Genomic DNA, 12,831 nt, shown 5'->3' on the forward strand with positions numbered 1-12,831 from the left:
ATCTTTTCATTCACAAATCATTTTAATGTATAACCTTTCGTGAAGGCTTTGGGTGAATATGACGCTTGATCTCTTCCGGTGAATAATCTCTCACCTTCTCCGGATGGGCTTTAGCAAACACTTCCGGACACGCCAACCAGATATCTTCCAGTGCTTCCCACAAATCATTCATTGCCTGAACGCTTTCGTGGGTAATGACCTCTTTTTCGTGTATTGTTTCAGCCAATTCGATCTCCATCTGTTGAAGATTTTTCGACAACAACCGAAAATCATCGATTATCCCGGATGGAAAACCACGTTCTTCCAATTCCGGCAAACGTTGTTCGATGTAGCTCAATAGTTTGGAAATACCTGACTGAATTTCCCATATGCGTTTTTCAATCAGGATGGTTCGCAATGAATTAATATTATCTAAATCATCATTTTGTTCAAGAGCGTCATCTTTAGTCGTCTTCAAATAAATCTCGGTAATATTAAGTAAGGGACGCAGGTGGCTAGTCATAATCAGCAACTTCTTCTGCTTCTCGGCAACTTTTTCATCCAGAAAATCCAGATTAGGAAGTTCGCGAATAGCATTTATCCGTTCTTCCAATGCCTCCTCAAATTCCTGATTAAAATCGGAAGAATAATGCTCAAAATCATCATGATCCCGCTGAAAAGTCTGATAAATATACTCAGCTACCCGGGGCATATCATCCAGTGTAAATTGATACTTCAATCGTGTCATCACAAATAATCGTTAGTTTATCACATACCACAGGGGCAACGGACTGGTTACCTGAAAAAACCTCTTTCCCCTAAAAAGAGAGAAAACCGGTCCAACACACTCAGTCTCCATTCGTTTTCAAAAAGAAATCTGACAGGATTTATGTCGGAATAGAATGAAGATACAACAAAAAAGATTGCCTTCTGCCTAGGCAAGCACTACATTTTCAGTTTCGTAGAAAACGAGTATTGATAAAAAAATAAAAGGGTAAGAAAGACCAGGGGCATAATCGCAAATAACTTAATTAAGCTGCAAACAGTGAATTAACTGTTTCAATTAACTACAGGAAGTAATAAATTGCCCAAAACTTATCGCATCATACAGTTGAATAAAAAACGAACGCCTCCGGGGTTTCGCTACCCTTCTATTTAATCTGGTCTATACGAAAGAACGCTAATTAATGATTTGGTTTTGTCAGTTAGTTCTTAAATTTACGGCAAGCATTCAACAAAGTCAATGAAAACAAGCAAAATATCAAGCAAATAGCTTCTATTTCGATATTTTCCCGGCGCACCAATGAAACCTCTTGCCCGGTTATGCGTTATGATGGATGACCAACCAGACCGAGTTAGTCAAGAATCGTTAATTTTACGAATGGAACAGTTTATTAAAAATCTCCCTAAAGCCGAGCTGCACCTGCACATTGAGGGTAGCTTTGAGCCTGAACTCATGTTTAAAATTGCTGAGCGTAACCAGGTGAAAATACCTTTCTCCTCAGTTGAAGACTTACGCAATGCATATCAATTCAGCAAACTGCAGGATTTTCTCGATATATATTATGCCGGAGCCAATGTGCTGCAAACCCGTCAGGATTTTTACGACCTGACCTGGGCTTACCTGCAAAAGGCCCATGAGAATAAAATACTACATACCGAGATATTTTTCGATCCGCAAACACATACTTCCCGCGGCGTACCTTTTCAGCTGGTTATCGAAGGAATTATTGATGCGCTGAATAATGGAAGAAAAGAGTTTGGAGTTTCCTCCAAATTGATCATGAGTTTTCTGCGTCATCTTTCTGAAGAATCTGCTTTCGAAACATTAAATGAAGCACTGCCCTACCGTGATAAAATTGTAGCTGTTGGTCTCGATTCGTCTGAAAAAGGTAATCCGCCAGAGAAATTCGAGCGAGTTTTTGATAAAGCACGGGAATTAGGATTTTTAACCGTTGCCCATGCAGGCGAGGAAGGTCCTTCGGAATATGTATGGGGCGCCCTTCATGACCTGAATGTATCTCGTATCGACCATGGAAACCGTAGCCTGGAGGACAACGATTTGGTTGCTTTACTTTCAGATGAGCAAGTTCCGCTTACCATTTGTCCCTTGTCAAATCTAAAGTTGCAGGTAGTTAAAGACATGGGAGAACACCCTCTGAAACTTATGCTTGACAAAGGGTTGAAAGTGACCGTCAATTCAGATGATCCTGCTTATTTTGGAGGCTATGTCAACGAGAATTACCTGGCTGTTACCAAAGCACTCCAACTAAATAAAGATCATTTATACCGGTTGGCACGAAATTCTTTCGAGTCCGCTTTCCTTCTTCCCGAAGAGAAACAAAGGTACCTGGCCATTCTGGATGCTTACTTTCACAATAGCAACCGGAAACTTTCGAGCTAAAGCAGCGTACAAAACAGGTATGAAAGCATCCCGATACATGTTATTTATTCCCGTCATTCTTTTGGCGGGAATTATTGCCTCATTTTCGTTTCCCAAAAATGGAAATCAAGATGGGCATGCTCAAAAGAAAACAGCGAATATGAACGAAAAAGCCGAATACGATACAGCAACTTTCGGTACGGGTTGTTTCTGGTGTACCGAGGCTATATTCAGCGAGTTAAAAGGAGTGAAGGAAGCTATTTCAGGCTACTCGGGGGGTACCGTTAAAAATCCATCCTACCGGGAAGTTTGTACCGGAAAGACCGGACATGCCGAGTGCATCCAGGTAATTTACGATCCGAAAGTCATTTCGTATCCGGAATTACTCAAGGTATTTTGGCAAACCCACGACCCAACAACACTGAATCGGCAGGGACATGACGTAGGAACGCAATATCGCTCCGTGATTTTCTATCACAACGAAAAACAGAAGGAGTTAGCTGAAGACTACAAGAAGAAACTTGATAGCGCAGGCATTTGGGATAACCCGATTGTGACGGAGATTACGAAATTCAAGATTTTTTATCCGGCGGAAGACTATCACCAGGAATACTACGAAAACAACAGCAACCAACCCTATTGTCGTCTGGTGATTACCCCAAAACTGGAGAAATTCCGGAAAGTCTTCAAGGATAAACTAAAATAGCAATTTACTGCCGCAGAACGCATTAATCAATGACAAGATCGGCCAGCTTGCGTTTGGGTACGTGATGAACATCATCTTCGTCACGGTAGTAACTTGTGTCTCCATCAGGCCCTACTTCTTCAATCTGTATCACTTCGGCAGGTTTTCCCAACGCAACAACATCCATTATATCATATCGTTCGGGAATTTGAAACAATTCGCGCAAAGCCGGTTTATGCACTGCCCGCAAAATACATCCTCCCAACCCCTTATCGACAGCACCCAGTAAAATGTTCTGCATAGCAATGCCGTCATCACAAAAGCAATGTTCGGCTATTTCCCGGTCAAGCAAAACAAGGATATATGCAGAGGGACGCTTACCTTTTTCCGGACCGGGCCAATCGGTCAGGTAACTCGCCCATGCCAGGTGTTCAAATACCTTTTCGTTAACTTCGGGCTCGTAGCATAGCTTATATTTCAGGGGTTGTGCATTCCGTCCCGATGCGGCATACCTCGTCAATTCAACCAAATCAAGCAATGTCTTCCGGTCAATCCGGAATTCCTCTATGAACCGCCGGTAGCTGCGATTTCTCATAATTAATTCCCGAAGTTTCATCATATTTCGTTTTAGCCAAATTTAAGCATTCATTGGGTAAGACTCAAGGATTTAGCGATTCAACCAGCTCTTTCGATTTTTATTTACCTGACAGAATGCTTATGTTTACAGGGCACACCAATGTCTTTTTGACCTATAAGTATCTGATGGATATTGCTTTTCTGATTATCATCGGCATTTTTACCGGCTTGGTTACCGGCCTCACAGGAGCCTCGGGCGTTATGGTTGTGGTTCCCCTCATCCACCTCCTTTTGAAATTTTCCATTCACGAAGCCATTGGTACCAGTTTACTGGTCGATGTGCTCACTCCACTCGCCATAGCGTATACATTTTACAAGAATGGGAACATCGACATGAAATCCGGCGGGTTTGTCGCATTAGCGTCTATTATTATGGCACTGGTAGGTGCACGTTTCTCTGATAAAATTCCCGACCATGGACTAGGTTCATCATTCGCGTCACTTCTTATCATATTAGCCATTGTCATCTGGATTAACGGGATTCGCCGCGATCGTCACAGTGACGACAGTGACGGACAGGATACAGAAATACCAGATATTCCGGTCTGGCGTAACGTTGCAGCAGCAGTGCTTGCCGGAGGAAGTGGATTCATGACGGGTTTTATGGGTGCCGGAGGAGGAACGAATATTTTATTGATTCTTCTGTTTGTCAATCGCTTTCCCATCCACAAAGCGCTTGGAACATCCATTTTAATCATGTCACTAACCGCCGCCTCTGGAGTTATTGGCCATGCCAGCATGGGCAACGTGAGTATTTCAGCCGGACTGACCATTGCGATGGCAGCTATTTTTACAGGCATCTACTGTGCCCGGCAGGCCAGTAAAATCAGCGAGAAATCCTTGTCAAGACTGATGAGTATTGTCTATCTGGTTCTGGGAGTATTGATGTTTACCATCCAGGTGCAGACCAACTAAACACTAGAGCGAAAAAAATCCCCCTGGTGTGAAAACCAGAGGGAAAATAAAATTATGATTTATCGGATTGCCTTCCAAATCAGGTAGTATATACCGAATTGAATAATACATAGTCAGTTGTCAAATCGCTTCCCCAACCAGTTGCTGTAGCACGTCCATTATTTAAATTGAGCTTCACGTAAATGTGCGATTCGCGAAGAAGTTTCTTCATGTAATGACGATCATAATCCTGCGGAACTCCCTTCTCCAACACCTGAATTTGCGTTTCTTCATCTCCGAGATAAAGATCCACGTTCTCGTAATCGAAAGGAACACCGGCATTTCCTGCAGCGCAGATAATGCGTCCCCAGTTTGGATCCCGGCCAAACATAGCCGTTTTCACCAAAGACGAGTCCGAAATCGTGCGAACCAGTTTCCGGGCAGTTAATTCATCAGGGGCATGAGTGACCTGGTATTGCACAAATTTCGATGAACCTTCACCATCCGAAACAATCAGCTTGGCCAGGTGAATCATCATGTTCTCCAGGTTTTCATAAAATACTTTACAGCCCGGATCTTTTTCCTTCGTCAACACCTCGTTCCCGGCCATTCCGTTTGCCAATACTACTACCATATCGTTGGTCGAAGTATCACCATCAACCGTAATCATGTTAAATGAACGGTCGACTGCCTTTTTCACCAAACGTTTCAGCAACTTGGGTTCGATAGCCACATCGGTTACCAAAAAAGCCAGCATAGTTCCCATGTTTGGATGAATCATACCGGAACCTTTAGCAATACCGCCCAGGTTTACTTCATAACCATTCACATCGAATTCAATGAATCCCTCTTTAGCAAAGGTATCTGTCGTAAGAATGGCATTGGCCACAAAAGCCCCGGCATTCGACTTATTCGTCAGCTTGTCTACATTTTCCTTGATCCCTTCCACAATGTCATCGGTAGGAAAAGGTTCGCCAATAATTCCGGTCGATGCAACAAGTACCAAATCCTTGTCAATCCCCAGTTCACTGGCATAGGTTTCTGCCATGGCTTCGGCTCCTGCGAGACCTTGTTCACCGGTGCATGCATTGGCATTTCCTGCATTTACCACAATAGCCTGCGCCTTGCCGTCTGCAATATGCTTGCGCGATACTTTTATCGGCTCGGCAACTACCTGGTTCTGCGTAAAAACAGCAGCGGCACTGGCAGGCACCTCCGAATAAATAAGGGCCAGGTCACGCCGCATCGACTTCACACCGATGTGCGCCCCCCAACACTTGATTCCCCTTACATTCGTAATATTCTTAATCATCGTGTTTCGTTGTTTTGACTCCATTTCTGCAAGTACATTTTTCATCGTTTTCAGAAGAGGCTCATAAAAACGCTCTTCAGAATAACGGAACATTATATTAGGTTTATGGATTCAGCGGGGCCTGCTTTAATCCAGCAGTTTCATCGAATCCCAGCATCAGATTCATGTTTTGGATGGCCTGACCGGCGGCTCCTTTTACCAGGTTGTCAATGACACTTAGTACCATGATATTCCCGGTTCTCTCGTCATGCGTAATGTAGATGTTGCAATAATTCGATGCCCGCACATCTTTGATAGACGGAGCTTCCGGTGTGATGCGCACAAAAGGATGACCTTCGTAATAGCGCAAATACAATGCATTCAAATCAGCAGTGGTGACCTCCTTTACAGGACGTGCGTAGATGGTCGAAAGAATCCCGCGGTCGACCGGTAGCAGATGCGGTGTAAATTGCAGATTTACCTCATCGGAAGAGAGTTTATTCAAGGTATCCTGAATCTCAATGGTGTGGCGATGTTTCTTCAGGCCGTAAGCCTTGAAATTATCGTTTACATTCGGAAAATGCGTTACCTCTTTGGGCTTCACCCCTGCCCCGGTAACGCCGGTCTTGGAGTCCACTATAATTCCGCGGCTTTCAATCATGCCTTCACTGAGCAGCGGTGCCAATCCCAAAATCGCAGTTGTAGGAAAACACCCAGGATTGGCTACCAGTTCGGATTGCTTAATATGTTCGCGGTTCAATTCCGGTAAACCGAAGACGGCACTATCAAAACCTTCTTTGTAAACATGCCCCTTTTGATACCACTCATGATAAATCTCCGGTGAATCGAGTCGGAAGTCTCCTGAGAGATCAATAATCTTGAAAGGTTTCTGATGATACTTTTTGACAAAATCCATGGAAACTCCGTGCGGCAATGCCAAAAAAACCAGGTCGAGGTCAGTCTGTTCAACCTGAGAAGCCGGCTGCAGTACGATATCGACAATTCCCCGGAAGGAAGTATGGATGTCCGAGAATTTTTCGCCGGCGCGACTTTCGGAAGTAATCAGTGCAATCTCGACCTCCGGATGGTTAACGAGAATGCGGACGAGTTCGGAGCCGGTATATCCGGTGGCTCCTATGATGCCTATTCTTTTCTTCTTACCCATGCTCTCTTAAATTTTGTAACGAAATCTTCAATACCCTGAGCACTTCTTCGAGCTCCGGATAAGTGATGTTCAATGGCGGCACCAAACGCAGGATATTTCCGGCGGTGGCGTTCGCCAGCACACCATTCTTCAACATTTCAGCCACCAGCGGTTTCGTTTCGAAATCGAATTCAACACCGACCATCAAACCTTTGCCTTTGATTTGTTTAATGGAAGAATCATTCAATTCCGATAGTTTATCGTTCAGCCATTTTCCCTTTTCCACGGCTGCTTTCAATAAGTTCTCTTCTTCGATGGTCTGAATGGTTGCCAGTGCAGCAGCACAAGCTAGCGGATTTCCGCCAAACGTTGTTCCGTGGTCACCATAGTTGAGCGCCTGGCTTACTTCTTCATTCGAGAGAATGGCTCCTACCGGAACACCGCCACCAAGTCCTTTGGCCAGGGTCATAATATCGGGCTGCACGCCATAATAGTCTTTCGCAAACCAACGGCCTGTCCGTCCCATCCCACACTGAATTTCATCGAAAATGAGCACCAGATCTTTTTCGTCACACAGGGCGCGCAAATCCGTTATAAACTGCTTATCGGCCACGTTGATTCCGCCTTCTCCCTGAATGGGTTCGACGATAATGGCAGCTGTTTCCGTATCAACCAGCTTCTTAACCGACTCAATATCATTAAAAGTGGCCTGAGTAAAACCTTGCGGGATGGGTTCGAATCCTTCCTGCATCGCCTTCTTACCCGTAGCAATGGTAGCCAGTGTTCGGCCATGAAATGATCCGCTCATGGAAATGACTGTTCCGCCATGTCCTTTGCTGTGAGCATATTTTCGGGCAATTTTAATCGCTCCTTCAACCGACTCGGCACCGCTGTTACTGAAAAACACGCGATCGAGGCCGGACATTTCTACCAGCCTCTGCGAAAGCTCCGCTTGTGGCCGGCTCAGGTAGAAATTGGAGATGTGAATGAGTTTCCCGGCCTGTTCGCGAATAGCATTCACCACGTTGGGATGATTGTGTCCCACGTTGTTCACCGCGATGCCAGCCAAAGCATCCACATAGCGGTTACCTTCCACGTCCCAGACGGTTGCCCCGTCTCCTTTCTCTAGAACAATCGGATATCGTCTGAAAGTTTGTAAATAATACTTCTGATCGACGTCGTGATACGCCTGATTGTTTTTTAACGTCATGATTATTTGATTATAGTTGTGCCAACCGGGTTTTTCCCGATTAGGTCTGATATCTGTTCGGGTTGGGTTCCGTTGATAATACGTGCTGAACCGGCTCCGTCAGCCAGCGCAATGCGACAGGCGTCCATCTTCGGAAGCATTCCTCCCTGAATAACACCATCCTCAACCAATGACGGAATTTCCGCCACATGCAGTTTGTCGATGAGCGTTTCCGGTTTGTCTTTGTCCATCCGCAAGCCATCGACATCTGTCAGGACAATGTATTGCTCGGCATTCAATGCTCCGGCCAGGTGACCGGCAAACATATCGGCGTTGATGTTGTAGTCGTTTCCATCTTCATCCGACGCAATACAAGTGACGACCGGGATGTACCCATCATTCAACAAATATTCGGGCAATTGCGGATTGATATGTTCCACGTCTCCCACTTGTCCCAGATCAAAACTCGTCCATTTTCCGTCAACCATCTTCCGGTGAAGCCGTTTGGTTGCAACAGCCATTTTTCCATCCTTTCCGGAAAGGCCAACCGCTTTGTATCCTATACGATTGACCAGATTGACCAGACTGCCGTTTACTTCGCCTTTCAACGCCATCTCCACATATTTTAAGGCTTCCGGCGTAGTTTTACGGTGACCATCGATAAATTCCGATTCAACGCCAACTTTTCCCAGAATGTCTTTAATAAACGGTCCTCCTCCATGGACTATGACCACATGATATCCCTTTTTTGTCAGCGAACACATATGCTCAAGCACCTGTTCCTTCAGCTCGTCATCGGTCATAGCATTCCCGCCGTACTTAAACAGAATTACAGGCTTTTTCTTTTTGATCATAAACTTTCGATTTTCTTATTTCTGAATGCAATTTTCATGCACTGGTGAAAGGCAATTTTGAGACCGGTCAAATGGTCGATTTTCAACCGGACGTTTGAATAAAAACAATGCAAATTTACTAATAATTCGGCAGTTAGCCATAAGCGGCGCCGTTTGGCAAGCATGGAAATTACTGTAGCGGTATCGTTGCGAGCGGGTTACCGGAATTGAAATTTTTTCAAAAATCAAAGGATTTTAGGACCAATTGGAACCAAATTCCAATAAAAATTGAAGCAGCGAAAACGAAATAAAATACCCCGAATCCTCCATCAAAAATGGAAAGAAAACGGGGCAAATATTTTAGTTGAAAAAGAAGGTTGTTTTACCAAAGAAATATCCAGGCCAGGATGACAATTCCGAGCACAATCCGGTAGTAACCGAAACTCTGGAAAGTGTGTTTCCGAATAAAGTTCATCAGGAAAGCAATGACCAGCAATGCCACAATAAAAGAAACAACAAAACCAACTCCCAGCACAAGCAAATCATGGCTATTCAACGAAGCGTGATGTTTCAACAACGAGTAACCGGAAGCCGCAATCATGGTCGGGATGGCCAGGAAAAAGGAGAATTCAGCTGCCGTTTTCCGGTCAGCTCCCAGCAACATCGCACCAATAATGGTAGCCGCCGAACGCGATGTTCCGGGAATCATGGCCATACACTGAATCAAACCGATAAGCAGAACGGTTTTGTAATCCATCGTAGCCACATCGTGAAAGCGGGAAGGCCGGTCTTTCCGATCAATGAAAATCAAAACCAAACCGCCAATCACCAACATGGTAGAAACCACCACCGGATTGAACAATTTTTCTTCCAGGAAGGAACCGAAGGCAGCTCCCAATATCAACGCAGGTACCACTCCGACAGCCGCCCTGAACCAAATATCGAAAATGCGTTTATTTTCAGCAATGTTCAGGCTTTTGGGAATAATATCCTTTCGGAAATAATAAATTACAGAAAGAATAGCGCCCAATTGAATCACCACATCAAACATGTTGGTGAAACTCTCCTCGAAAGAGATAAACTGATTGGCAATAATAAGGTGCCCCGTAGATGAAATCGGCAGAAACTCGGTAATCCCTTCAATAATACCGAGGATAATGGATTTAATAATATCTGTCATGGAAAACGAAATTTGTTCATTAGTGATTATTTCCGGTTAACCGAAAAAACAGCTTACAAAATGGAAGACCATCCAAGCGCCGCCTAAAATACAAAACTGGATGAAAAGATAACTCATCACTTATGAAATTTAGGAAAGAATTAAGCCAGGCAATGATTACCCGATTCCGGTTGAAGCAAAGAATGAAGTCGTACACAATAGCCAGCTCTGGCAAATACATTTTTGACACCTTGTTGTGATGACAAGAACCTTTCTAAAACCTGCCTGATCATTCTGAACATTTTCTATATTTATCGGCAACGTTGTTCGTTTTCAACAACGCAGACCTAATCTTCAACTGATTATTAATCCATTAAATAAAAACGATGAGAAACTTGCTTTTACTGTTGCTTGTCTGGACAGTTGCGACTGTTAACGGGCAAACAAACAGTCTGAACCTGATTCCTGAACCGGTCAATGTGGAACCGGCTGACGGATTTTATTCCCTCACACCCGCATCTTCTGTCACCTACAACATGCCTAATGCGGAACATGTCGCGAATATGCTCACGGCAAAAATCAATACGCCAACTGGTTTTAACCTGGAGGCGAAGAAGGGAACCGGCGGAACCATTCAATTCAACATCAACTCAAAAGAAGACAAAACACTGGGAGACGAAGGTTACACCCTGAATGTAAATCCCAAAGGAATTGTTGTCGCCGCCAATAAACCAGCTGGCCTGTTTTATGGAATGCAAACACTCCTGCAATTATTCCCGAAAGAGATTGAGAGCAAAGTAAAAACCGCTGGAGATTGGAATGTCCCGTCAGTATCTATCACTGATTACCCGCGTTTTGCCTGGCGTGGTTTGATGCTCGACGTGAGTCGCAACTTCTTTACCAAAAAACAGGTGGAAGAATACATCGACCAGATGGCCCGGTTCAAATACAATACCTTCCACTGGCACCTGACCGACGATAACGGATGGCGCATCGAAATCAAATCGTTACCGAAGCTCACTGAAGTAGGCGCGTGGCGGGTAAAACGCGAAGGACATTTTGGCGATCGGGAAGCTCCGAAACCCGGCGAGAAAGCAACCGTTGGCGGTTATTATACGCAGGATGACATCCGGGAAATTATTCAGTATGCCAAAGAGCGGTACGTCACCATCATTCCCGAAATTGATGTTCCGGGCCACAGCATGGCTGCGATTGCTTCGTATCCGGAACTCTGCTGTACACAGGATACCAGTGTGAAAGTAAATCCGGGTTCAAATTTTGCGAAATGGAATGACGACGGTACTTTCCAGATGTTTGTTGACAATACGCTTGATCCATCAAATGAAAAGGTGTACGAGTTTCTTGACAAAGTATTCACGGAAGTGGCTGCACTCTTTCCCAATCAGTACATTCATGTTGGTGGAGATGAGTGTTACAAAGGCTATTGGGAAAAAGATCCGGGTTGCCAGGCACTCATGAAGAAACTCCACATTACCCACGTAGAAAAGCTTCAAGGTTACTTCATGAACCGGGTAGAAAAAATTCTGGAATCGAAAGGTAAACGGTTACTTGGATGGGACGAAATTCTCGAAGGCGGTATCACGCCCAACGCCACCGTTATGAGTTGGCGCGGAATGAAAGGCGGTATTGAAGCGGCAAAAATGAAGCACGAAGTAGTCATGACTCCGACCACATACGCCTATCTCGATTACTGCCAGGGCGACCCAACGGTCGACCCGCCAATTTATGCCAATCTTCGCGTATCGAAAGCGTATAGTTTCGAGCCGGTACCAGATGGAGTCGATCCCAAATACATTCTCGGAGGTCAGGGGAATTTATGGACAGAGCAAACCCCGACGTTCAGGTATGTGGATTATATGACTTATCCACGCGCCTGGGCCCTTTCTGAGGTCTTCTGGTCACCTAAATCAGCCAAAAACTGGAATAACTTTGCCAGCCGGATGGAGAATCAGTTTTCCCGTGCCGACGTGGAAGAAATCAATTATTCCAAGGCAGTATACGATGCAGAGATTACTACCAAAAAGGAAAACGGCAAGTTGATGCTGGTCATGAGCACCGAAATCCCTAATCTGGTAATTTACTACACCATCGATGACACCATGCCCGACAATTTCTGCCCCAAATACACCGGTCCGGTCGAATTACCGGATGGTCCTATTACACTTAGGGCAATTACCTACCGGGATGGACACCCCATTGGACACCTCATCACATTGAAAAGAGATCAGCTCGAAGCACGGGCCGGGAAATAAATAACGACTTTCAAGAAAATAAATAAAAGGGTTACGGAGCATATTGGTTCCGCAACCCTTTTGTTTTAATTCAACCTTTAATCTTCAATACACCCGATTATAACATAATATTTCTCGCATACACGCGTTATTGTAGTGTTGACAACAGACTGCATGCGCAATGAATCAAGAAACCTAAACCGATGGTAGTGAAGTTCTATTTTGATATTTAAACAATCGTATTCTTTCATCGTTTTAAGAAGGCATACAAGGGGAAAACAGTGAACAATTAGCACGCATAACGTCACCACCATTTGAAAAACAGATTACTGATATTAGTCTATCTGCTTCTGACATTTTTTGTCTTTACTCAGCCTGCACTTTGC

At 44.5% G+C, this 12,831-nt stretch carries 11 protein-coding genes; 4 read left to right on the forward strand and 7 right to left on the reverse strand.

Annotated elements, in window-relative coordinates:
* Positions 1–22: 22 nt before the first annotated feature.
* Positions 23–727 carry a hypothetical protein gene (locus T426_RS0113050; protein WP_025863866.1) on the reverse strand — a complete coding sequence of 235 codons (705 nt, stop codon included), beginning with the start codon at positions 725–727 and terminating at the stop codon, positions 23–25.
* 633 nt (positions 728–1,360) lie between these two features.
* Here T426_RS0113050 and T426_RS0113055 point away from each other — a divergent pair.
* Both T426_RS0113055 and msrA read left to right on the forward strand, forming a co-directional pair.
* The gene (locus T426_RS0113055) at positions 1,361–2,383 is read left to right on the forward strand and encodes an adenosine deaminase (protein WP_025863865.1); all 1,023 of its coding nucleotides are present in this window, start codon (positions 1,361–1,363) and stop codon (positions 2,381–2,383) included.
* Between the two features lie 19 nt (positions 2,384–2,402).
* Positions 2,403–3,068 (forward strand): peptide-methionine (S)-S-oxide reductase MsrA, encoded by a 666-nt coding sequence (msrA, locus tag T426_RS0113060; protein ID WP_025863864.1) that lies wholly within the window; start codon positions 2,403–2,405, stop codon positions 3,066–3,068.
* Positions 3,069–3,090: 22 nt separating this feature from the next.
* Here msrA and T426_RS0113065 read toward each other — a convergent pair whose 3' ends face one another.
* A complete protein-coding gene (locus T426_RS0113065) occupies positions 3,091–3,642 on the reverse strand; it encodes a nitroreductase family protein (protein ID WP_234406588.1) in 552 nt (183 codons plus the stop codon).
* A gap of 122 nt (positions 3,643–3,764) precedes the next feature.
* Between T426_RS0113065 and T426_RS0113070 the strand changes: the two genes are divergently transcribed.
* The gene (locus tag T426_RS0113070) at positions 3,765–4,598 is read left to right on the forward strand and encodes a sulfite exporter TauE/SafE family protein (RefSeq protein ID WP_025863862.1); all 834 of its coding nucleotides are present in this window, start codon (positions 3,765–3,767) and stop codon (positions 4,596–4,598) included.
* A 79-nt stretch (positions 4,599–4,677) separates the two neighbouring features.
* Here T426_RS0113070 and argJ read toward each other — a convergent pair whose 3' ends face one another.
* The 5 genes from argJ to T426_RS0113100 form a co-directional block, all read right to left on the reverse strand.
* Positions 4,678–5,889, reverse strand: coding sequence for a bifunctional glutamate N-acetyltransferase/amino-acid acetyltransferase ArgJ (gene argJ / locus T426_RS0113075; protein ID WP_025863861.1), 1,212 nt, complete (start codon positions 5,887–5,889; stop codon positions 4,678–4,680).
* Between the two features lie 103 nt (positions 5,890–5,992).
* Positions 5,993–7,033, reverse strand: coding sequence for an N-acetyl-gamma-glutamyl-phosphate reductase (gene argC, locus T426_RS0113080; protein ID WP_025863860.1), 1,041 nt, complete (start codon positions 7,031–7,033; stop codon positions 5,993–5,995).
* On the reverse strand, positions 7,026–8,222 hold the full coding sequence (locus T426_RS0113085; protein ID WP_027585815.1) for an aspartate aminotransferase family protein: 1,197 nt from the start codon (positions 8,220–8,222) through the stop codon (positions 7,026–7,028). The genes argC and T426_RS0113085 overlap by 8 nt, the downstream gene beginning before the upstream one ends.
* A 2-nt stretch (positions 8,223–8,224) precedes the next feature.
* Positions 8,225–9,055 (reverse strand): acetylglutamate kinase, encoded by an 831-nt coding sequence (gene argB / locus T426_RS0113090; protein ID WP_036984375.1) that lies wholly within the window; start codon positions 9,053–9,055, stop codon positions 8,225–8,227.
* A gap of 361 nt (positions 9,056–9,416) precedes the next feature.
* Positions 9,417–10,214 (reverse strand): undecaprenyl-diphosphate phosphatase, encoded by a 798-nt coding sequence (locus T426_RS0113100; RefSeq protein WP_025863859.1) that lies wholly within the window; start codon positions 10,212–10,214, stop codon positions 9,417–9,419.
* A 365-nt stretch (positions 10,215–10,579) separates the two neighbouring features.
* On the opposite strand from T426_RS0113100, the gene T426_RS0113105 reads away from it, so the two are divergent.
* Positions 10,580–12,466 (forward strand): beta-N-acetylhexosaminidase, encoded by a 1,887-nt coding sequence (locus tag T426_RS0113105; RefSeq protein ID WP_025863858.1) that lies wholly within the window; start codon positions 10,580–10,582, stop codon positions 12,464–12,466.
* Positions 12,467–12,831: the final 365 nt, after the last annotated feature.

The sequence above is a fragment of the Prolixibacter bellariivorans ATCC BAA-1284 genome, assembly GCF_000621705.1.
Lineage (GTDB): Bacteria > Bacteroidota > Bacteroidia > Bacteroidales > Prolixibacteraceae > Prolixibacter > Prolixibacter bellariivorans.